General features: G+C 59.3%; 18 protein-coding genes and 1 pseudogene. 5 read left to right on the forward strand and 14 right to left on the reverse strand.

Annotation, left to right across the window (positions count from 1 at the left end; translation table 11 throughout):
* Positions 1-12 precede the first annotated feature (12 nt).
* From AC1DMK_RS26340 to AC1DMK_RS26355, 4 genes are all read right to left on the reverse strand, one after another.
* Positions 13-1149 (reverse strand): ABC transporter ATP-binding protein, encoded by a 1137-nt coding sequence (locus tag AC1DMK_RS26340; RefSeq protein WP_037060354.1) that lies wholly within the window; start codon positions 1147-1149, stop codon positions 13-15.
* 26 nt (positions 1150-1175) lie between these two features.
* Positions 1176-2027 carry a carbohydrate ABC transporter permease gene (locus AC1DMK_RS26345; RefSeq protein WP_477863264.1) on the reverse strand — a complete coding sequence of 284 codons (852 nt, stop codon included), beginning with the start codon at positions 2025-2027 and terminating at the stop codon, positions 1176-1178.
* Positions 2027-2911 carry a carbohydrate ABC transporter permease gene (locus tag AC1DMK_RS26350; RefSeq protein WP_477863266.1) on the reverse strand — a complete coding sequence of 295 codons (885 nt, stop codon included), beginning with the start codon at positions 2909-2911 and terminating at the stop codon, positions 2027-2029. The genes AC1DMK_RS26345 and AC1DMK_RS26350 overlap by 1 nt, the downstream gene beginning before the upstream one ends.
* Positions 2912-3060: 149 nt before the next feature.
* Positions 3061-4335, reverse strand: coding sequence for an ABC transporter substrate-binding protein (locus tag AC1DMK_RS26355; RefSeq protein ID WP_477863268.1), 1275 nt, complete (start codon positions 4333-4335; stop codon positions 3061-3063).
* A gap of 206 nt (positions 4336-4541) precedes the next feature.
* Between AC1DMK_RS26355 and AC1DMK_RS26360 the strand changes: the two genes are divergently transcribed.
* Positions 4542-5699 (forward strand): ROK family protein, encoded by a 1158-nt coding sequence (locus tag AC1DMK_RS26360; RefSeq protein ID WP_477863270.1) that lies wholly within the window; start codon positions 4542-4544, stop codon positions 5697-5699.
* 137 nt (positions 5700-5836) lie between these two features.
* On the opposite strand, the gene AC1DMK_RS26365 is transcribed toward AC1DMK_RS26360, so the two are convergent.
* From AC1DMK_RS26365 to AC1DMK_RS26405, 9 genes and pseudogenes are all read right to left on the reverse strand, one after another.
* On the reverse strand, positions 5837-6613 hold the full coding sequence (locus AC1DMK_RS26365) for a glucose 1-dehydrogenase (RefSeq protein WP_037060360.1): 777 nt from the start codon (positions 6611-6613) through the stop codon (positions 5837-5839).
* A gap of 725 nt (positions 6614-7338) precedes the next feature.
* Positions 7339-7450, reverse strand: a pseudogene (locus tag AC1DMK_RS26370) (IS5 family transposase); the annotation flags it as partial.
* Positions 7451-7520: 70 nt separating this feature from the next.
* Positions 7521-8435: a nucleoside hydrolase gene (locus tag AC1DMK_RS26375; protein WP_477863272.1), complete on the reverse strand. Its 915-nt coding sequence runs from the start codon at positions 8433-8435 to the stop codon at positions 7521-7523.
* A 16-nt stretch (positions 8436-8451) separates the two neighbouring features.
* Positions 8452-9510: an ABC transporter ATP-binding protein gene (locus tag AC1DMK_RS26380; protein WP_477863274.1), complete on the reverse strand. Its 1059-nt coding sequence runs from the start codon at positions 9508-9510 to the stop codon at positions 8452-8454.
* 49 nt (positions 9511-9559) lie between these two features.
* Positions 9560-11296, reverse strand: coding sequence for an ABC transporter permease subunit (locus tag AC1DMK_RS26385; RefSeq protein WP_477863276.1), 1737 nt, complete (start codon positions 11294-11296; stop codon positions 9560-9562).
* 122 nt (positions 11297-11418) lie between these two features.
* On the reverse strand, positions 11419-12489 hold the full coding sequence (locus tag AC1DMK_RS26390; protein ID WP_477863278.1) for an ABC transporter substrate-binding protein: 1071 nt from the start codon (positions 12487-12489) through the stop codon (positions 11419-11421).
* A 63-nt stretch (positions 12490-12552) separates the two neighbouring features.
* Positions 12553-13758, reverse strand: a complete 1206-nt coding sequence (argE, locus tag AC1DMK_RS26395; protein ID WP_477863280.1) for an acetylornithine deacetylase — start codon at positions 13756-13758, stop codon at positions 12553-12555.
* On the reverse strand, positions 13755-16097 hold the full coding sequence (locus tag AC1DMK_RS26400) for a glycoside hydrolase family 3 C-terminal domain-containing protein (RefSeq protein WP_477863282.1): 2343 nt from the start codon (positions 16095-16097) through the stop codon (positions 13755-13757). The genes argE and AC1DMK_RS26400 overlap by 4 nt, the downstream gene beginning before the upstream one ends.
* A gap of 121 nt (positions 16098-16218) precedes the next feature.
* A complete protein-coding gene (locus tag AC1DMK_RS26405) occupies positions 16219-17172 on the reverse strand; it encodes a LysR family transcriptional regulator (protein ID WP_037060368.1) in 954 nt (317 codons plus the stop codon).
* A gap of 282 nt (positions 17173-17454) precedes the next feature.
* Here AC1DMK_RS26405 and AC1DMK_RS26410 point away from each other — a divergent pair, with 282 nt between their 5' ends.
* The 3 genes from AC1DMK_RS26410 to AC1DMK_RS26420 all read left to right on the forward strand — a co-directional run bounded on the left by AC1DMK_RS26410 (position 17455) and on the right by AC1DMK_RS26420 (position 19943).
* Positions 17455-18705: a flavin-containing monooxygenase gene (locus AC1DMK_RS26410; RefSeq protein ID WP_477863284.1), complete on the forward strand. Its 1251-nt coding sequence runs from the start codon at positions 17455-17457 to the stop codon at positions 18703-18705.
* A 50-nt stretch (positions 18706-18755) separates the two neighbouring features.
* Positions 18756-19169 carry a RidA family protein gene (locus AC1DMK_RS26415; RefSeq protein WP_477863286.1) on the forward strand — a complete coding sequence of 138 codons (414 nt, stop codon included), beginning with the start codon at positions 18756-18758 and terminating at the stop codon, positions 19167-19169.
* Positions 19170-19265: 96 nt separating this feature from the next.
* Positions 19266-19943, forward strand: coding sequence for a DUF1028 domain-containing protein (locus AC1DMK_RS26420; protein WP_037060373.1), 678 nt, complete (start codon positions 19266-19268; stop codon positions 19941-19943).
* A 264-nt stretch (positions 19944-20207) separates the two neighbouring features.
* Here the strand turns inward: AC1DMK_RS26420 and AC1DMK_RS26425 are convergent, their stop codons facing one another.
* Complete coding sequence (locus AC1DMK_RS26425) at positions 20208-20978, reverse strand: helix-turn-helix domain-containing protein (protein WP_477863288.1); 771 nt, start codon at positions 20976-20978, stop codon at positions 20208-20210.
* 182 nt (positions 20979-21160) lie between these two features.
* Here AC1DMK_RS26425 and melA point away from each other — a divergent pair, with 182 nt between their 5' ends.
* On the forward strand, positions 21161-22477 hold the full coding sequence (gene melA, locus AC1DMK_RS26430) for an alpha-galactosidase (protein WP_477863290.1): 1317 nt from the start codon (positions 21161-21163) through the stop codon (positions 22475-22477).
* Positions 22478-22596 lie beyond the last annotated feature (119 nt).

Here is a 22596-nt window from a genome sequence, read left to right on the forward strand (position 1 = left end):
GATTTCCTATATTCAGAGACTTGCAACGGGCTTGGGAGAGCTGATGGTTCGCCCGTCTGCCGCGAAGAGGTAGACATCACTCGGGACAAGGCCGACTGAGACGGGCGCCGCGATCTGGAAGGGACGTATATCGCCAATCTGCACGGTAAAGACGCTGGTTCCGCTGTCCGAGCCGGTGGTGGCAAGTTCGCCGGCATCGACATAGACGATGGTCTCGCGGCCAAGATATTCAGTGAGCCGCACCTGTCCGCCGAAGGTTACGGCTGATCTTGCATCATCGATGCAGAGTTTTTCGGGACGAATGCCGAGTGTGACCGTTTCGCCCGCGGCAGCCGGTTGTGCAAGATCGTCGAATGCCACGCTCAGCCCGCCGGCACAGGTAATCCTTGCGCTCCTGCCCCGGGACTCCACCACCCTACCAGTCACGAAGTTCATGCGCGGCGCGCCGAGGAACCCCGCGACGAACAGATTGGCAGGGTTGCTGTAGAGATCGAGCGGCGCACCGACCTGCTCAATGCGTCCGCGATTGAGGACGACGATGCGGCTCGCCATTGTCATGGCTTCGACCTGGTCATGCGTCACATAAATCATCGTCGAACCAAGTTCGGCGTGCAACGTCGAAAGCTCAACACGCATTTGCGTGCGAAGAGCGGCATCGAGATTGGAGAGCGGTTCGTCGAACAGGAAGACGTCCGGCGAGCGGGTGATGGCTCGGCCGATGGCCACCCGCTGGCGCTGGCCGCCGGACATTTGCTTCGGTTTTTTCTCGAGTTGCTCCTCCAGCCGCAGGATTTTTGCAGCCCGCGCAACGGCCGCATCGATTTCCACCTTCGGCCGCCCGGCCATGCGAAGTCCGAAGCCCATGTTCTGCGCCACGGTCATGTGGGGATAGAGCGCATAGGACTGGAAGACCATGGCGATCCCGCGATCGCCGGGCTCAAGTTTGGTCACGTCCCGATCCTTGATCCGCAACTGGCCTGAGGTCACGGTCTCCAGGCCTGCGATCGTCTTCAAGAGCGTGGACTTACCACAGCCGGAAGGGCCGACCATGACGACGAATTCGCCCTCTTCGATCGTAAGATTGATGTCATTGAGCGCATGGAAGCTGCCATAGTGCTTCTGGACATTTCGGATTTCTACGCTGGCCATTTGTGCCATCCTTTGATCTTTGTGCGTCAGCCTTTCACCGCACCGACCGTCAGGCCGGCGATGAAGTGGCGTTGCATGAGGAAGAACATCACGACGGGGGGGATCGCGACCATGATTGTGGCGGCCGCCACGAGGTTCCATGCTGAGACCCATTCGCCCCGCAGGTTGCTGAGGCCGGCGGTCACCGGTTTCACCGCATCGCTCTGCGTCAGCACGATCGCCCAGAAATAGTCGTTCCAGACGAAGGTGAAGGTCAGGATCGCGAGAGCCGCGAGAGCCGGGCGAACAAGCGGCAGGATGACATGGATCAGCGTCTGCCCCGGCGAAGCGCCTTCGGCTCGGGCCGCCTGGAACAGCTCATCAGGAAGTGCTGCGATGAAATTGCGCATGAACAGCGTCGCAAAGCCGGTCTGGAAAGCGATGTGGAAGACAATCAGCGCGAAATAGGTGTCGTAGAGACCGATCGAAACCATCAGGTCACGGACCGGGATCATCATGATTTGGGCCGGCAGGAAGTTGCCGCCAACGAAGAGCGCGAACATCAGGTTGGCCCCGCGAAAGCGATAGCGCGAGAGCACGTAGCCAGTGAGCGTGGAAAGGATCAGCACACCGAGCACGGATGGCAGCGTGATGATAATGCTGTTGAGGAAATAGCGCGCCATGGCCGTTTGCGTGAAAACGGCCATGTAGTTTTCGACGAAGTTGAAGCTCTTCGGCCAGCCCCAGTAGTTGCCCGCCATCACTTCCTGGAACGAACGCATGGACGTAGCCACCACTGCCATCAAAGGTACGAGCCAAAGGATCAGGATGAGCGCGACCATGCCGGCATAAGCAGCACGATGCCAGGATGATTCTTCGGGGATCGGACGCGGATACATCAGGCACTCTCCTGTTCCGGCTTGAGCAACGTGCGCAGGTACCAGGCGATAAAGGCGGCCATGATGACGAAGAGCACGGTAGCGATGGCGGCTCCATATCCAAAGCGATAGGAGAAGATGGACTGCTCATACATCTGGTAGGCGAGCACGGTGGACGAACCGAACGGGCCGCCCGAGGTCATGACCGCGACCATGTCGAAGGAACGAAGCGCGCCGATAACGGTCACCGCCAGCGCGATGAAACTGACTTCTCGCAATTGCGGCAATACGACGTGCCAGAGCATCGGCCAGCCACGGGCACCATCGACCCGCCCGGCACCGATCAGATCCTCGCTCAAATTGTTGAGACCTGCGAGGAACAGGACCAGACAGAAGGCGATCTGCGGCCAAAGAGCAGCTACGACGACAGCGAATGTGACGAAATGCTCATCCGACAGCAGTGCTGGTGCGGTTGCCCCGAAAGAGCCAAAGATCAGCGAAAGCAGACCGAAGCTCGGATCGTAGACCCAGGTGAAAACAACCCCAACCGTCACCGAGGCTAAGACCAGCGGCACGAAGAAAAGTGACTTCATGATGCGCATGCCTTTGATCGGCTGGTTGAGCAGCAGCGCCAGTGCCAGACCAATCGGCGGCGCCAGCATGAACATGCCGAGCCAGATCAGGTTGTTCTTGAGCGAGACGTAGAATTGCGGATCATCGATGAGCTGGGCGTAGTTGGCAAGGCCTACCCACTGCATGGGACCGACGCCGTCCCAGTCGAAGAATGAGACCCAGACCGTCTGGATCGAGGCTATGATGATCACGACCCCGAACAGAACCGCGCCGGGTAGGATAAACAAGGTAGGAGCCATCCAATAGCGGTGGCGTCGCCAGAAGCTGGACATCTCTTTCTACTTTCTAAGATCGGTGTTCGGCTACCTGCGGATTTTTGCCTCTTGGCCTCGCAAGTATCCGGACAGGAGTGCGTTGAAGACACAACCCTGTCCGGAATGCGGCCAGCATAGGGAGGGCGCGTGACCGCAGCGACTGCGGATCAGGACTTGAAGATGCGCTTTCGCGTGGCTTCCAGCCGCTCCAGAATCTGGTCGCGCCGGTCCGGTTTGACCATGAATTCCTGGAAGCCCTTAAGCCCTTCCAACGCCATGTCAGGATCCGTATCGCGGTCGTAGTATTGGGCGKAGCCCACGACCGTCTTCAACGATTCCACAGCAGTGTTTACAAGCGGATCCTTGCTCGGCGGGCAATCGCTGCGCGGCGGCACGGCACTTTCCGTCTCCAGGAAGGCGGACAGATTTTCAGGCTTGTAGAAATAGGCGAGGAAGTCACGCGCGCCTTCCTTGTTCTTCGCGTTCTTCGGTACGTGGACCGAGTTGAGAGCGAAGTCCTCGTAGCGCGCCACACCGGCAGTGATCTCCGGGAATGGGGCAAACGCGATCTGGTCGACCTGATCCTCCGGAAACCCGTATTTGATGAAACCGGCGAGATCCATCATCGCCGCTTTCTTCTGCGCAAGTGCAGCCGCGGCCTGCTCCCAGCCGAAGGACGTGTGGTTCGGACTGAAGAGATCCGCCTTGATCAGTCCTTCAAAAGCGTCGAACACTGGCGTCAACGCCGTGTCGGTATAGGACATCTGGCCGTCCATGAGGGCGATATGCTTTTCCAGGCCGTTGATGCGAAGGTTCATGTGATCGAACCAGCCGGCTGCGGGCCACATTTCCTTGGTGCCTATGCTGACCGGAACCATACCTGCCGCCTTCGCCTGTTCGCCGAGTGCCAGCAGTTCGTTGATGGTCTTCGGCGCGGTCCATCCCTTCTCAGCAAAGACGTCCTTGCGATAGTACATACCCCAGAGCAGACCGCCGAGCGGCAGGCCGTATTGCTTGCCATCGACCGTGACCGCGCCGGTCGACGGGCCGAGGACGCTCTTGTAGTTCTCGCGCTCGAACAGATCGGAAATGTCGTCGAACAGTCCGCGCTTAACAAAGGCCTTCATGCGGTTGCCCGAAAACCAGAAGCAAATGTCGGGCGCTCCGACCACGAGATAGCTGCGGATCGCTGTCTTGTGGGCTTCGTGATCCATGTTGTTGATGGTCACCTTGACGCCGCTTGCCTTCTCGTATTCGCTTGCGATGCGCTGCAAAACCTCCCGCTGCGAGGCGTTGCCGATGTTTGAGATAATTGTCAGTTCTTTTGATTGTGCAACGGCAGGACACCCAAGCGCCATGCCTGCCAACGCGGTGCCAGCGCCTATCATGAATTTGCGTCGCGAATGGGCTGCACAAGCAACCAAAGTCATCAGGTCTTTCATCGCACTTCTCCTCCCAGACAAAGCTTCGCCTTCGCAGGGCACATGCCGCCCTGACGTGGCTAATGCGGTAAACTCTGTGAAAGCGCGCAAGGATCGAATTAATCCCCGCGAGCGGCATTCTCCTCGATTGCCAATGACCCGAACGTAGACTAGTTTCAAGGATGAGGCAATAATTAATTTACGAAATAAATTAACGAGGAAATGAAGTGAGAGGAAACGCTAGCACGTCTCGCGCGCTCAACCGCCGCCTGATCCTGAACCTGCTGCGGAACCGCGGGCCGATTTCGCGCGCCGAAATGGCTCACATCACGGGGCTGAGTCCGGCGGCGGTGACCTTCGTTACGGCAGAGCTGATGGAGGAAGCACTCGTAGTCGAGCGTGAGACCATCTCCGGCACCGCAGGCGGCCGCAGACCCGTGCCGGTTGATATCAACTATCAGGCCCATCTGGCGCTCGGCTTCAAGCTTAATCGCTACAACATCGAGTGCGTACTCACCGATCTCGCGACAACGCCACTCGCCACCCTGGAGGCAAACGTCGCGGACACGACCCCTGAAGGCATGATCGAGACCATTGCCGCGACGATTCCTCGCCTGCTCTTGCAGGCCAACCGACAGGAACATGAAATTCGTGGCATCGGCGTGTCGATACCAGGCGAGATTGACCCCGCCACCGGCACCTGCCTGCAGAGCCCACGCTTTGGCTGGAAGGACCTGCCCTTTGCCGAGATGCTGGCCGAAAGCGTCCATGTGCCGGTCTGGATCGACGACGACGTCAATGCGTTTGCCGTCGCCCAGCGGCTGTTTGGCGTCGGCCGCGACCATCACAATTTTGCCGCCCTCGCCATCGGCACCGGCATCGGTTGTTCCCTTGTCATCAAGGGCGAAATCTATCATGGCAGCCATAGCGCCGCCGGGAAGTTGGGCCACATCACCTCCGTCCTGAACGGTCGGCTTTGCGAATGCGGCCGGCATGGCTGTCTGATGGCCCATGCTTCGGAGGCTTACATGCTGGCTGAATGGCAGAGACAGACCGGGCAAGAGATTTCGCGCGCGGACTTCGCCGCCGCGGTGGCGGCGAGCGATCGAATGGCGCTTTCCATCCTTGAGGACAGCGGATCGCGAATTGGCCGGCATCTTGCCGATGTGGTCAACCTGTTTGATCCGGAAATCATCGTGGTCGGTGGAGAGGCGGTGCAGTTCGGTGAAGCGCTTCTTGAGCCGATCCGCAGGGCAATGGAGGAATTCGTCTTCTTTTCAAAGCCACAAATGGTAACCGACTGGGTGCAGAATTCCTGGGCCCGTGGCGCGGCGGCGCTTGCAACCCAAAGCATATTCGACTTTGAACGCGAGCCTAGTGGCTGAGGCTGCCGAACCGGCGGATCCAAAAGGTGGCTATGGTGGTCCGATTGGAAGGGAGAACGGATGGAATGGCTGACGCATTCTCACTTGCCATGCCCCCAAGCGAACATGGGAGCCGCTCTTCTCACACTGTGCTCAGGTTAAGCCACCGACCAGCCGCCGTCGACCAGAAGATTTGTTCCGGTGATGAGGGCTGCGGCTGGTGACGCCAGGAAAACCACGGCACCGATGACGTCATCTGTGTCGCCAATACGTCCGAGCGGTATGTGCCCGACAGTGTGTTTGTAGAAATCCGGGTCGGCCAGTGCCGGCCTCGTCCCATCTGTCCAAATGAACGTCGGCGCGACCGTATTGACCGTTATGCCGTACATTGCCCATTCGCCGGCGAGACACCGCGTCAAATGATTGATCGCCGCTTTGCTCATGCAGTAGATCGCTTCACCACGAAGAGTCACCGTACCTGCCTGTGAGCTGATGTTAATGATCCTTCCAGCTTTGCGTTCAATCATGTGGCGGGCAACGGCCTGCGTCATGAGGAATGTGCCCTTGATGTTGACGTCGAGGATTTGATCCAAGTCGGCTTCCTCGACAAGCTCTGCCAGGTTGCCCGGCGCAACGCCGACGTTGTTGATAAGAACATCGATTTTCCCGAAGACCTTGAGGGCCTCCTCTACTGCGACCGCAATCTGGTCACGGTTCGAGATATCGAGCTTCACGGCCAGTACCTTGCGGCCTGTTGCTTCGAGCTCCTCGATCAAGTCTGATGACGCCGAGATGTCGCGCAAGCCAACGACCATATCCGACCCGGCAGCCGCGCAGGCAATGGCGCATGCCCGCCCGATCCCGCGGCTCGCTCCCGTTACCAAAGTCACTTTCCCGGCCAGCCCGAAGTCCGGCGCTTTCGTTTGCGATGTCATTTGTTTACATCCTCTCTCTTGCGTGGTCTTCTCGTCAAGCGGCTGCCGCAAGCCTCGGGCATATCAGCCGGCTGTTCAGGAAAGGGTACCGGTTGCGTTTGCGGGTCGCTTCCTCGAACTTTGCCCGCTTCGATCGCAATCCGCAATCAGGTGTCGCTTCCACCCTCGTCAAGCAATCGGACTTCACCGTGGCGGAACAACAAGTCTTCTCCAGCACGGCTTACCCGAGCCGCCTCATTTTGCGCGTCATCAGGGTTGCGACCTGGCGAAAACGATAGGCAACAACCAGGATCATCATCCCACTTCAACGATGAAGATCGAGAACGTATGGAGGTAGTCGCATCTGAGGTCGTCGCGGATTTCGGCGATGAAACGATAACGACTGTCTTCACGTCACTGCCTTCAGATGGGCCGAAGGTTCCAGTCGCTAAGCGATGGTGGGCTTACAAGCGATTTCAGCCAAACGCCATGTCAGTTGAGCGAAAACTGGAGTGGCTCTTCGTTGTGCAGATACTCGCGCTTGTCGACAGGCTCTTTCAAGAGAAAGCGTCGTGGCCAGAACTCATCAAGTAATCAAGAGGTGCATCCGGCGTGGACTATCGGATCAATCATGATCCTGAATGCAAGAAGCAGGCGTCACGGCACATCAAAATCCATGGGCCAAGCTCACTGATTTCATCAGTCGGCGGAAGCTTTGCCGTCGCAGAGCGAGAGGTGAACGAAAGGCGCTCCGCGAAGTCCGGCAGCCAGATTTTTGCGGGCCAGTGAAAGGAACGCTTCGAAGGAAATTCGCGTTCTGTCGTAACGGGTGGCAACCCTGCGGAACTGCTTGAGCCGGCCAGGTGAACAAAGCAAGATCCACCGATGTCGGCAAATTATGAACATGACCGCAGCATCTTGACGGGCGCTATTCCCTAAGTGCGCTCACGAACGACTGCCGAAATACCTTCGCATCGACGCCCACGACGATCGAGCAGTTCGGTAATTTTCCTCCGAGATGTCGGTCGCTGACAGCTGCCACCACTTGTCCGGCGGCCGGCCCGGCATCGGTACAAATGGAGACATGCGCGCGCACGGCCTCGAAAATTTCGGGCATCAGCATCCATGCGATTGCCGCAGGATCATGGAGGCACGGATCCATCGAGCCATAATTGATCAGCAGGTGCGCTGCTTCCTGTGCAACGGGAGTGCCAATCGCCTGCACCTGAAGGATCATATCCTCGCTGACAGCCGCCTGACGCGTGACGTCGAGACCGAGCATAGTGATCGGAATGCCGCTGTCGAAGACTATCGCTGCGGCATGTGGATCGACGGCAAAGTTGAATTCGGCGAGCGGCGTGGTGTTGCCGGGGCAGAATGCTGCGCCGCCCATGATAGTAATAGCGCTGACGTATTCCGGCAGTTCCGGATCGAGACGCAGCGCCAGCGCCAGATTGGTCAACGGCCCGGTCGCACAGATATGCAGTTTTCGTTCCGACCGCGCGATCCGCGCGATTTCATTGGCCGCATGACCCGCCGCGAGCGGCATAGTCGGCGCAGGTAGCGTGCTGCCGGCAAGGCCGTCTGAGCCGTGCATGATGGAAACGCGGCCGCGCGACGCCATGATCGGCCGCGCAGCACCGGAATAGACCGGGATATCCTCCCGCCCGGCCAGTTCGAGGATGCGCCTCGCGTTATTGACGACGGGTTCCAGCCCGACATTACCGGCAACGCAGGTCACGGCAATCATGTCCAGTGCATCGGGCCGACCGAGTGCGAAAAGCATTGCCAGCGCATCGTCAGCGCCGGGATCGCAATCATAGAGAAATCGCAAGGCGGTCATCGCTCAGCTCCCTGAATCAATCCGTGGCTGCGAGGAAGCGGGCGGCCTCCGGTGCCCAACCGAAACGGACCGTCGAGCCCACGGCCACATCGCCCGCCTGGGCCGGTGCGCGGGCAATGATTTCCTGTTCGCCAATATCGATGATGACGCGCAGTTCGGAACCGCCATAGACCGTTTCGCGCACCCGCCCCTCGCAGAACCCGTCGCCAAGCGCAATCATTTCGGGACGGACGACGAGCGCGCCCTTGGCACCTTCGGCAGGCACCCCGGAAGCGATCGGCAACGTGCCAATCGCCGTATCGAGCGCACCGGCCTTGACCGTGCCGCGGATGATCGAGGATACGCCGATGAAATCCGCGACGAACAGATTTTCGGGTTCATCATACATCTGCCGCGGCGTGCCGAGCTGAGTGATCTTACCGTTGTTCATCAGGCAGATGCGGTCGGAAAGCGCTAGCGCTTCCTGCTGGTCGTGGGTGACGAAGATGATCGTGGCGCCAGTCTCGCGGTGAATACGCTTGATCTCGATCTGCATGACTTCTCGAAGCTTGGCATCGAGTGCGCCGAGCGGCTCGTCCATCAGGATGATGGCCGGATCGTAGACGAGGCAGCGGGCGAGTGCGACGCGCTGCTGCTGGCCACCGGAAAGCTGCGACGGGGAACGATCGGCCGCGTGAGCAAGCCCGACGGTTTCCAGCGACTTGGCCACCTTGGTGGCGATCTCGGCCTTGGGCAGATTACGCATCTTCAAAGCGAAACCGACATTCTCCGCTACCGTCATATGCGGAAAGAGCGCGTAGTTCTGGAAAACGACACCAATGTCGCGCTTATTGACCGGCGCGTAGGTCTGATCCTTGCCGTCGATCACGACGGTACCAGACGTTGGCTCCTGAAGGCCGCAAATGAGTTGCAGGAGGGTGGTCTTGCCCGAACCGGAGGGTCCGAGAAGCGTGAGAAGCTCCCCCTTGCGCACTTCGAGATCAACGTGATCGAGTGCGGTTGTCTCGCCATAGAGCTTGGCAAGCCCCTGGACCTGAAGCTTGAATTCCGGCGTGTTGGCAAAAGCGGCTGACATATCAAAAGTGGTTCCTTTGGTCGTGATGGGAGAGGCAGGTCTGCGCATGTCAGCGCGGCCTTGCCTTTTCGGCGATGACGAAGAGTACAGTCACCACCGCCACGATGAAGACCGAGGCCGCAGCCAGAGTCGGGGAAATGCTCAGGATGATATCGTCCCACATCTGTTTTGGCAGCGTCTGCTTGACGCCCGCACCGACGAACAGCGCGATGGTGAGCTCCTCGAAGGAATGCAGCAAGCCGAACAGGAATGCCGCAACGGCACCGCCCTTGACCAGCGGCAGGAGGACGAGGCGGATCTGCTGCCAGCGGCTGGCGCCAAGCGTCTCCGCTGCCTGCAGAAGACGCCAGTCGAAGCCGCGGAACGTGGTGAGGAGAATAACGAACACGATCGGCATTGCTGACAACGTATGGCCGAGAATGATGCCGGTGTCGGTGGCGATCAACCCGACCTTGGCCAGCACGTAGAACAGCGACACGCCGATGACAATATTGGGTACGATCATCGGCAGCATGAAGGACAGGAAGATAAGACCTCCCGCCTTGCGCTGCGTTCGTGCCAGGCCATACGCGGCCATGCCGGAAACGATCGTGGCGAGAACACCGGTTACGATGGCGATGACGGCCGATCGCGTCGTTGCGCCCATCCACTGGCTAGAGCTGATATAGGCCTCGAACCAACGCAGCGAAAAGCTCTTTGGCGGAAATTCGAGGAAGGTCGAGCCGGAGAAGGCCATGGGCGGGAAGGCGAGGACCGGCACAATCATCACGGCAATCACGATCCAGACGAAGATGGTCAAGGCTCCGCGCGCCAGACGTGCCGGCAGCATGCGCGCGACAAGATCGCTAGCGGCAGCGCCTATCTCGATGATGAAGCCGCCGATCGCACCGATGATGCCGCCACGTTTTGCAACCGCACTGTTGCCCGACACGGCCGACATCCCGAAGAAACGGTCATAAACAGCAATCGTGATGAGCGTCACGGCCAGAAGCAGAGCCGCAAGCGCTCCGGCAAGCCGCATGTTGAAGAGTTTTTGCACCTGCGTGATCATCATCTGGCCGATCACCGTCTCGTTGGGCGATCCGAGCAGAGCCGGCGTGATAAAGAAACCGAGACCCATGACGAAGATCAGCAGGCCGGCGGCAGCAACGCCCGGCATCGAAAGTGGCATGAAGATGCGCCAAAAGGACTGGCAGCGGCTCGCTCCCATGGTCATGGCCGCCGGCATCAGGCGGCCGTCGATGGCCAGCATGGTTGGCAGCATGGTGAGGATGGCGATCGGCAGCATGGCATGCGCCATGCCGAACACCACGGCGCCACGGCCATAGAGGAGGTTAAGCTCGGTATCGAAACCCATGCCGGTCAGCATCTGCGCGACGATGCCCTTGCGGGCGAGAAGCACGATCCAGGCGAAGTTCTTGAGAAGTGGGCTCACCCAGAACGGCAACAGGACAAGCCACATGGCCATGCGCCTGCGTCGCTCCGGCATGCCGGCCAGCCAGAGGGCGATCGGATAACCGACCAGAAGGCAGACGATGGTGACCTGTGCCGAGATGGCGAAGGTGTTGGCAAGGACCTTCACATAGACCCCGGCCGAGAACATCTGCTCGTAGACGGTCAGATCGAAAGCCCCGGATTTGGGGTTGACGAAGGACTGCCAGATCAGCGCGCCGGACGGCAGGATCAGCAACAGCGCCATGTAAACAAGCCCCGGCGTCGAGAGCCACAGGCTGTCGAGCCTCAGGCGCTGCCGAGAGAATGTATTGTTGGCGGAGAGTTCAGCCATGGGGAATCCGTTTGTTGAAATGGCCCGTTCCGCTTCTTGCGAAACCGGGCCACCCTTTGTCAAAGCGATAGCCGCGCCCGAGGGCGAGGCCTTAAGTTCAAGTGGACTTGTTCGGCTTGAGATCAGCTCAGGATCCATTGCTCGAAGCGTTGGGTGAGCTCGTCCTGATGTTCCGCCCAGTATGCGGCGTTGAGAACCGTCAGGCCCTTGATATTGTCAGGAGCCGTAGGCAACAGGACGGCCTTTTCCGCGCTCAGGTGTTCATAGGCCTTCATGTTGGTCGGTCCGCAAGCCAGGAGATCGGTGTAAGCCGCCTGACGCTTGGCATCCAGGCACCACTCGATGAACTTTCGGGCGAGATCCGCCTTCTCGGTGTTGCCGGCGATCGTCCAGCCATCAATATTGAACAGACCGCCGTTCCAAACGATACCAGCCGGAGCACCGGCGTTGATGGCAGCCTGAGCACGCGTGGACCAGGTCGACATCAGGTCCAGTTCGCCGTCCTTCAGCAACTGCGTGGCATGAGCGCCCGAAGTCCACCAGATGTTGATGTGAGACTTGATTTTGTCGAGGCTCTTGAACGCACGCTCGACGTCGAGCGGATAAAGCTTGTCGAGCGGCACGCCATCGGCAAGCAGCGCCATCTCGAGAGTGGTGACCGGGCTGCGCCAGAGACCGCGGCGCCCCTGGAAGCCCTGGACGTTCCAGAAGTCGGCCCAGCTGGTCGGGACGCTCTTCACCGTATCCTTGCGATAGCCCATCGCCAGGGCGAAGATCGCGACGCCGGCAAAATCGGGCTCGAATGTGTGCGGCGTGAAATCAGCCTTGTTGGGCACCTCGATGTTGAGCGGCAGCATGTACTGGTCGCCGAGCTGGCGGATACGCAGGACGTGCTCCGGTGTCATCAGGGCAACGTCGAACAGCTTGGTATCGGTATCGATCGCCATCTTGTACTGCGGGATCGGGTCCGGCTCATTCGTGTTGGTCTGGATGGTGACACCCGTCTCGGCAGTAAAGGTGTCATAGAAGGCGACCTTGAAGCCCTCGTAGAAAGCACCGCCCATGTCGCGGACGACCAACGTTTCCCCGGCAAATGCGCGTGTACCCTTGAGAAGAGCCGGAGCCGCCACTGCGATGGCTGCAAGTCCGGTGGTCGTCTTAATGAAACCACGGCGTGATACGTTGTTGTTCATTTTACCCTCTGAGTTTGTTTAACCTTCATCAGCTACTTTTCCCGTCAACACGGCTTCGGTAAATTACATTTTTCCGTGCATCTGCTTTGGCACATGCGAAGCAAGCGGGCGCCGGCTCGCGCAAAAGCGCGCGGCAGCTGCAGCGAGGACCCCATCACAGACGGCGAGCTGAGATTCGTCGATGAATTCGTCCGGGCGATGGCCCTGATCCATGCTGCCCGGACCGCATATCACCACTGGCACGTCGAGTGCTTGAGCAAAGAGCCCGGCTTCGGTGCCAAAGCTGACCCGGCACTCCTTGCTTCCCTTTGGCAGACAGGAAGCAAAGGCCTGAATAACGGGATGCTCGGCACCAACCGAGTGGCCCGGATAGTTACCGGTTATCTCGATATCGATCGACGCCTCTCTGAAGCGGTCCCGGTAGGGTTCTACAGCCGCGGCACCGGCCTTGCGTATCTGCTCGGCGAGAGCAAGTGGATCGTCGGCCGCCATCATCCGGCATTCCATCAGCAGCTCGGCGTGATCTGGCACGAGGTTGATCGCGGTTCCCCCCGATAACTTGCCGACATGCACCGTTGCATAGGGCACGGAGTAGCCCGGCTCACGCGGACCGCGGGCCTCGATTTCTTCCTGCAGCCGCCGCAGGCCTGATATGAAATCGGTCGCGATATGGAGCGCGTTAAGGGCAAGCGGTGCTTCGGCAGAGTGTCGCGGAACACCTTTGGCCTTCACTTGGAATGCCATCTTGCCTTTGTGGCCAAGGCCAAGCTGCATCGATGTCGGCTCCCCCACGACGATGAGATCGGGCAGGATGTCCCGCGCGACGATCTCTTCGAGCATCGGCCTCACGCCAACACAGCCAATCTCCTCATCATAGGAGATTGCCAGCCAGAGTGGCGCAGCCAGGCTTTTTACATCGATCATCTCTGCCAGCGCCAATGCCGATGCGACGAAACCCTTCATGTCGGTCGTGCCGCGTCCGTAAAGCCTGCCGTTATTCCGGGTCAATGTGAAGGGAGGGACCGTCCAGTCCTGCCCGACGACCGGAACGACGTCGACATGCCCGGAGAGCATCAGCCCCCCGTGCGTTGCAGGTCCCAAGCGGACCAGAAGCGCCGATTTCTGTCCTGTGCCATCGTAGAAGCGTTCGCAAACCGCGCCAGTATTCGTAAGCGCGGTTTCGATCTCCTCGATTAGCGGCAGGTTGGTGTCGGAACTGACGGTGGGATGGGCGACCAGTCGCGCCAGCCAATCCTGCGTCGAGGTCAAAGCTCAGCCTCCGCCTGGTCCATCGCCGCGTTGATCTCCGCGATCAGGCCGGCAACCTCGGCTTCCGGTATGGACAGTCGGAGGCGACGTTCGAGCGAGGTAAAAATGCCGAAGAACGAGTTTGAGCAATGGGTGAGCATGCGCATCGCATCCTCTCTCGAAATATTGCAGCGGTTTGTCAGATAGGCGCAGATGTGCTCGCAGGCGATGGCGTTCGGGAGCACGTAGGCAGGCTGGGTATCGTAGGCGAGCCGGCGGAAGGGCAAGACCGAGGCTCTGAGTTTCAGCTCGGCCGCGAGCCGCGGATCGCGCGACGAAGCGCCAACGACGAGCCGCGCATGGACGCCTTCGAGCACCCACCGCCCCAGAGTCGGATCCCAGATTGCCAGTTCCGAGCCCTTAACGGAAATCTGAACCCGCTTGCTTTCTCCCGGCGCAAGAACGGGCTTGGCAAAACCCTTGAGTTCCTGGGGCGATCGCTTCAACCGCTTGCCGGGCGCCTGCAAATAGAGTTGTACCACTTCCGCGCCGAAACGGTCACCGGTGTTGGTCACCGTAAAGGCAACGCTAATCTCGTCGCGAAGTCCAATTTCCGAGGACGATACCGCCAGGTCGGAATAGGCAAACGTCGTGTAGCTCAATCCATGACCGAAGGCGAACAGGGGCTCGATCTCGCGCAGATCGTAGGCGCGGTACCCGACATGGATGCCCTCGCTATAGATGTGCCGACCGTTTTCACCTGGATAATGCAGGAAGCCTGGGACCTCGGCCAGACGCTTCGGGAAGGTGACGGACAGCTTGCCTGATGGATTGACCTTGCCGGTCAAAATGTCGGCAACCGCACCGCCCATCGCCTGGCCGGAATAGAAAGTGACGAGCACCGCGCCTACCTGATCGACCCACGGCATTTCCACCGCGTCGGGGCAGGCGATTACGACGACCACCTTGTCCGACACTGCCGCGACGGCGGCGATCATCGCATTCTGACCGGGGCCAAGCGCAAGCGTGGTCCTGTCCGAACCTTCACCGTCATAGGCGCCTTCGGTTGAGGTATAGACCAACACCAGATCGGCCTTCGCCGCCAGTTCAAGGGTCTCAGCGTCCGCTTCCTCGCGGAAAATCAAGGCATGGCCTACTCCGAGAGCCTGTTCCAGCTGCTCCAGCGGCTGATCGACCATCGTGGGGATGGTCGTCGCGCAGCCGGACCCCTGAATGACCGGGGTACCCGCATCACGACCGACCACAAGGATCTGTCGCATGTCCGACCGGATTGGCAAGACGTCCTGGTTTTTCACGAGGACCATGGAGGCCGCGGCCATGGCACGCGCTTCGGCGTGATGCTCTTCGGCGGTGTAAACCGGCAGCGGCGCCTTTGCGCCTTCATTGCATCGCTCGATCATTTCCAGCATGCGCCGGCACGACAGGTTTGCCGTGTCCGCCGGAACTGCGCCACTGTCCAGAGCAGCGAGAAGGTCAGCCTTGCGCCGCGGGCTTTCCGGCATGTCAAGATCGCCACCTGCCATCAACGACACAGCACGGTCCTTGATGCCATGCCAGTCCGAGACAACGACGCCTTCGAAGCCCCAGTCTTTGCGCAGGACGTGGTCGAGAAGCCACGGGTCCTCAGAGGCCTGGACGCCATTCAGGCGGTTATAGGAAGACATGATCGTCCAAGGCTTGGCCTGGGTGATGGCGATCTCGAAAGCCTTGAGATAAATTTCACGCAGCGCGCGCTCCTCGACGACGCTGTCCATTGTCGTCCGCTCGACCTCGGAATTGTTGCAGGCGAAGTGCTTGAGCGATGTGCCGACCCCTTGGGACTGCACTCCTTCGATCACTGCTGCCGACAGCTTGCCCGTGACAAAAGGATCTTCCGAGTAGTATTCATAAGACCGTCCGGCAAGAGGCGTGCGGCGCAGGTTGATGCCGGGTCCCAACAGCAGATGCACCCCCATCGCACGGCACTCCTGGCCAAGCAGCACGCCAAGCCGCTGCATCAATGCTTCGTCCCAGCTGTTGCCCATGGCCGAACCATTCGGAAAACACGTCGCCGGCTTCATTTCGCCCCAGGCGATGGCGACATCGCTGGCGCGCTGGTTGACCACCGATAGGAACGCATCCAGGTCCATGCCGCCGCGTTCATCGCTGTCGATCTGGGGGATCGAGTACCGCACCCCGTACGTGCCATCGGTCATGACGATCGGCTTGATGCCATAAGCGGGAACCGCCGCCGTCTTCCACATTCCGAAACCGGAGAGGAGATCGACCTTTTCCTGGTTGGTCATCTCTTCGACAATGGATGCGATTGTCTGGTTTGCGGACTGGCTCTTCTCTTGCATGCTGGGCTCCGTGATGCGGCATTCACCGCGCTGTCAAGGCGGCGTTTGGCGCGCACACTGTCAGCCGGCGATCGAAAAGAAAAATAGGATATTCGGAACTGGTGCTTTGAAAAAAGCGAGCCTAGCTCTGGTTGGTCCGGCGCAGATTGAGGATCGGCGCTTCCATGCCAGGCACGTAATTGTCGGAAATAAGGTTGCTGCAATGCTCTTCGAAGGCCCTCACGAGCCGGGTCGACACTTGTTGCCCGACACGGATCAGACCGATGCGCATCGGTTTGTGTTCACCGGACAAACGAAGACTGACAAGCCGCCTGCCATCGAGCGCCGCCTTGTTCTTTGGCCGGACATTGGCGAGCGTGTAGCCATAACGGTTACCAACCATCGTGCGAATGACTTCCTGATGCTGGATCTGTGCGACGATGTTCGGAGTGGCGCCCGCGGCAGCAAACAGCCCGAGAAAATAGTCGCGAGAAAGCGGCAGATCGAGAAGGATGAATTCATGCTCCTCGAGTTCGGCAAGCGAGATCGCGGAGCGCTCTGCCAGCGGGTCGGTTTCGGCAACCTGGACGTAGGGCGGCAGCTCGGCAAGCGGCGTAAATTCGAATCCCTCCGGAATCAGCAGGTCATAGGAGAGTGCGATGTCCAGTTCGGCACGCTCCAGCCTGGTAAGAAGTGTTCGGTGATCCACGACACTGGGCCTCACGGTCACGCCGGGATAAGCGGCCTTGAAGCTCTGACTCACTTCCGGCAGCAGCATCGGTGCGAAGGTCAAAAGACAACCGAGTGACAATGTTCCACGTATCTGCTCCGTCGCCTCGGACGCTGCAGTGTAAAGATTTTGCGCCTCCTCGATGACTGCCTTGGACTGCAACAGGAGCTTTTGGCCAGCGGGCGTCAGAGAAAGCCCTTGAGCGTGACGCCTCAAGAAAAGCTGAGTGTTGAGTTCAATCTCGAGCTGTGAGATGGCGGTCGAAATTGACGGCTGCGAAACGCGGATACGGTCCGACGCCACAGTAATAGAACCTGCCTCGGCAGTTGCGATGAAATATTCAAGCTGACGCAGCGTAAAACGCATTTGAGGCCCTGACGCCATATGTCGCGCCCAGAGGCCGACTGATCTGCCTATGCACACGATGCCTAGGCTTCAATGCGAACCTAATAATCGTCGTTTGCTAAAGTGTAAACGCTCTAAGCGGCGGATCGAGCACCAACTGCAGGCCTAAGCGGACGCTTGCTTTCGGCAATCCTAACCAGTGCTGCAGCAAATCGTAATTTTCTCAATGCCGACCCTTCGCTAGAGCGGAACGATAGCTGACGCCGATCGGCGGGTCGTGGCGAAACAGAAAAGGGCGAGTGCATGTCAGTCGAGAAGATCCATACGCTTGTTGTCGGAGCCGGCCAGGCAGGTGTGGCCATGAGCGAACATCTGAGTCGCAACGGCGTCGACTACATCGTGCTCGAGCGTGGGCGCATCGCCGAACGCTGGCGCTCGATGCGCTGGGATTCGCTCGTTGCCAACGGGCCTGCCTGGCACGATCGGTTTCCCGGCATGGACTTTCCAGGCGACCCGGACGGCTTCGTTCCCAAGGATGGCGTCGCCGATTATTTCGAAGCCTATGCCGACATGCACAAGGCCACGATCCGCTGCGGCGTTGACGTGACCAAGGTCGAACGGCTTGAAGACCGCCCCGGCTTTCGTGTGCAGACATCGGCTGGCGTGATCGAAGCCCTCAATGTCGTCGCCGCCACCGGACCGTTCCAGAGCCCGAGCATCCCGCCGGTCGTACCTGCGGTGCCCGGTATCATACAGATGCATTCCAGCGACTATCGCAATCCCTCGCAACTTGCGGAGGGCGCCGTGCTGGTGGTCGGCGCTGGCTCGTCCGGCGTCCAGATCGCTGAGGAACTGATGCTTGCAGGACGCAAGGTCTACCTGTCTGTCGGCCCGCACGACCGTCCTCCTCGCGCCTATCGTGGTCGCGACTTTGTCTGGTGGCTCGGTGTTCTCGGAAAATGGGATGCACAGCCGCAGGCTCCGGGCTTCGAACACGTGACGATTGCCGTCAGCGGCGCGCGCGGGGGCAAGACGATCGACTTCCGCCGCCTGGCATCGCAAGGCATGGTGCTTGCCGGCATGACCGGCGCCTACCGTGACGGATCACTTTCCTTTGCCGACGACCTTGCCCGAAACCTCGATCGCGGCGACCGGAATTATTTGTCTCTGCTTGACGAGGCGGACGCCTTCGTTGCCCGCAACGGCCTCGGCCTGCCGGAAGAGCCGGGCGCACGTATCCCAGGACCGCAAGTCGACTGTGTAACCAGTCCGCTGCGCGAACTGAACCTGCGGGATGCCGGTGTCACCACCATCATCTGGGCAACGGGGTTTGTCTCGGACTACAGCTGGCTGAAGGTCAACGCTTTCGACGACGCAGGTCGCCCGAAGCACCAGCGTGGTGTGTCAGCGGAAAAAGGCATCTACTTCCTTGGTCTTCCGTGGCTGTCCGGCCGTGGCTCCAGTTTCATTTGGGGCGTCTGGCACGACGCCAAGCACGTGACCGATCACATACTCATCCAGGACAACTACCTCGCCTACGCGCGCCAGGCCTGATCAAGGGCACAACTGCGCCAGCATTTTGCAAAAATCCGATGGAGAAGAGAATGGCACATACGCGCATTCGCAAGTTCAACACCAAAGAGACCTACCCCGAGCAAAACCTCGACAACGACCTCAGCCAGGCTGTCGTCGCCCGCGGCGCGATGATTTTCCTGCGTGGCCAATGCCCGCAGGATCTCGACACCGCCAAGAATATCGAAAGTCACGACCCAGTCGAGCAGACCCACAAGGTCATGCAAAATATCCGTCAGCTCGTCCAGGAATCCGGCGGAGGTATGGAACATGTCACAAAGTTGGTCGTCTATCTGACCGACGTGCGCCACCGCGAGGCCGTCTACCGGACCATGGGCGAGTACATCAAGAATGTGCATCCCGTTTGCACGGGCCTCGTCGTCGTCGCGCTGGCAAGGCCGGAATGGCTCGTCGAGATCGACGCGACGGCCGTCATCCCCGATTGATATCTGCGCTATGAGATAGCTGTCGGCCGGCGCCCGTTGGCCGACACAAACCCATACCAAAAAACGTCAACTAGCTGTCCTGGCACAGGAGTTCCCATGACCTTTTCCATCGTCGCTCGCTGTGAACAGACCGGCCAGCTCGGTGTGGCGATCTCGTCGTCTTCTCCCGCTGTAGCCGCCCGTTGTGCCTGGGCTGGTGCAGGTGTCGGCGCGGTTGCGACGCAAAACGTCACCAACCCTGCACTTGGCCCAAAAATGCTTGCGGAACTCGCAAACGGCGCGAGCGCCGCAGATGCCGTCGCCGCTGCGCGACAGAGTGATGACTTTCCGGACTATCGCCAGTTGCTGGCGGTGGATGCGGAGGGCAGGACGGCCATTCATTCCGGCGTCAACGCTCTCGGCATCTGGACCTCGGCCATCGGTCCTCAATGTGTCGCAGCCGGTAACCTGCTGGCACACGACGGCGTGCCGCAGGCAATGGTTGAGATGTTCGAGGCTGCGACAGGCACTTTGGGAGACCGGCTGATCGCAGCGCTCAGGGCGGCCGTTGATGTGGGCGGCGAAGCCGGCCCGGTTCATTCGGCAAGCCTACTGATCGTTGACAAGGAACCCTGGCCTTATGCGGAATTGCGTATAGACTGGCTAGACGAGGGCTGCCCAATTGCCGCCGTTGCACGCGCGTGGGAAATCTACCAGCCGCAGGCCGCAGATTATGTGATGCGCGCTCTCAACCCGCTGGTCGCCCCGTCCTATGGCGTGCCTGGCGATGAGTGATCAGATCTTCTTTCAAATGTTGCGAGTGCAGCAGTGGTAGATGCGAGAGATCAATCCATGATCTTGAAAGGAATCGATCCGCTGTGCCACCGTATTCATTTCTCTAGTTTCCAACCCGCCAGAGAATAAGAAGGACATATAGCGATTTGCGAAATCGGACATGGATGTCTCCCAAAACTATCGCCAGCCGATCGCTTGGACAAAAGGAAATACTCTGCCTATTCTGCGGCTTTGGGAACGGAGTGCGGCCGCAAAGGTTTCCATCTACCTCGATCGCGTCATGATACGGAACTGACGCGGTGTCGTGTCGGTCCGCTTCCTGAAGATATCGTAGAATCGCGCGGTCGAGCCGAAGCCGCAGTCGTGAGCAACATTGAGTATCGGATCGTCCGTCTCAGCCAGTTTCTGCATTGCTCTCGCCAGACGGAAGCGCGTGAGATATTCCATCACGGAGATTCCGAGCACGTCGCGGAATGCCCGGTTCGCCGTAGTTGGGTGGACGCGGGCCAGCTTCGCGATCGAGGTCAGCGTCAATGGTTCGCAATAGCGCGTACTGATAAGTTCGGTGAGTATCTGGGTGTACCTGATGCCAGGACCACCAGCCAACGCTGTTGCTTCCCTGCGATCAAATCCACCGTCCGAGTGATCAAGGATCAGCCGTCGTACCCTGAGGCCAACCTCGTCGTTCACCAGTTGTCGGCGCACCTGGTCGCCATGGTTCCACTCACCCTCCCATTGCGCACCCAATGCGCTGGCCGCCAGTGAGGGGTTCGGCTCGTGAACGAATGCTCCCTGCAAGATCGCCTGCCGCGCTGTTGCTTCGATCGGCAGCGCCAGAAAATCGACGAGCGGAAGATAGATGCAAACCAGCGGCGAATTTGCCGTGACAAAGATCGTCTGATGGGGGATCGCGGCCCAGAATAAAACGAGGCGTCCCGCGACGACGTGCTCCTGCCTTCCGTTGAACAGGTACGTCATGGATCCCTCGAGAAGCAGGTTGATCTCGATGTGATCGTGCCAATGTGCGGACCTCATCGTATCCGCCACATGTTGCTCGATGAGAAAATCGCGAGGCGATCCAACCCACCTGCCCGCGATGTTGGATTCCTCCGAGTTCATGTCCGATTGCTCCGATCCGAGAATCATTTTGCTTTTAGCAGGAAGATTATCCCGATTGAAAGAGGCATGACGGGGGCGTCCCATCAGAGGAGAGCCACATGCCGAAAATTTGTCTCGTTGGTGCCGGAAGCACCGTCTTTGCCCAGAACATCCTGGGCGACGTGTTGTCCACGCCGTCCGACCACGACTACATCATCAGCCTGTTCGACATCGACCCCGAGCGCCTGAAGACATCAGAGATCGTCGCGCGACGCATATGCGAAGCGCTAAAGCTGAGCGCCGTCCGCATCGAGGCGACGCTCGATCGCCGGGAAGCGCTGAAAGGCGCGGACTTCGTCATCCTGATGATGCAGGTTGGTGGTTACAAGCCCGCGACGGTCACCGACTTTGAAGTGCCCAAGAAGTACGGCCTGCGACAAACCATTGCGGATACGCTTGGCATCGGCGGCATCTTCCGCGGTCTGCGTACCATCCCAGTTCTCGAAGCGATCTGCCGCGATATCGAAGAGGTGTGCCCCAATGCGCTGCTCATGCAGTACGTCAACCCGATGGCGATCAATTGCTGGGCAATAAAGGAAATCGCGCCCAGCATACGCAACGTCGGCCTCTGCCATAGCGTTCAGCATACGGCGGGCCACCTTGCGAATTGCCTCGGCGAAAACAACGATGACATCAATTACATATCGGCCGGCATCAACCACATCGCATTCTTTCTCAAATACGAGAAGCTTCATGCCGACGGCAGACGCGAAGATCTCTATCCAAGGCTCAAGGCCCTGGTTGCAGAAGGCAAGGTGCCGGCAGACGACCGCGTCCGGTTCGACGCCCTGAAAAGGCTCGGCCACTTCGTGACCGAGTCCAGCGAGCACTTTTCCGAATATACGTCGTGGTACATCAAGGACCGGCGGCCGGAACTGGTGGATCAGTTCAATATTCCGCTCGACGAATATATTCGCCGATGCGAGGTGCAGATCTCCGAATGGCATGCCCTGCGCAGGGAACTCGAAGGCGACAAGCCGATCGAGGTCTGCCGCAGCAACGAATATGCCGCGGGCATCATCCACGCCGCGGTAACGGGAAAGCCGGCGCTGATCTATGGCAATGTTCCCAACAACGGCCTGATTGAAAACCTTCCGCCCGAATGTGTCGTCGAAGTCCCCTGCCATGTCGATCGCAACGGTATCCAACCGACGCGGATCGGAAGAATCCCGTCTCAGCTGGCGGCGGTGATGAGACTGAGCATCTCCGTGCAGGAGTTGACCGTTGAAGCGGCGCTGACAGGAAAACGTGACCGAATCTACCAGGCAGCTCTGCTTGATCCGCACACCTCAGCGGAACTCTCTCCAGATCAGATCTGGCACATGGTCGATGATCTCATCGAACAGCACGGTGACCTGCTGCCGAAGTATCAATAGAGCGTTCTCCAGCCCTGGCATAAAGCGGCGCTTCCTTGGGAGGCGCCGCTTTCACGAAACGATCAATAAAAATCAGATTCATGATTGACATTGATCTTTTAAGGTGAAAATCTGACTGA

This window comes from Rhizobium sp. 05L419 (assembly GCF_056397845.1).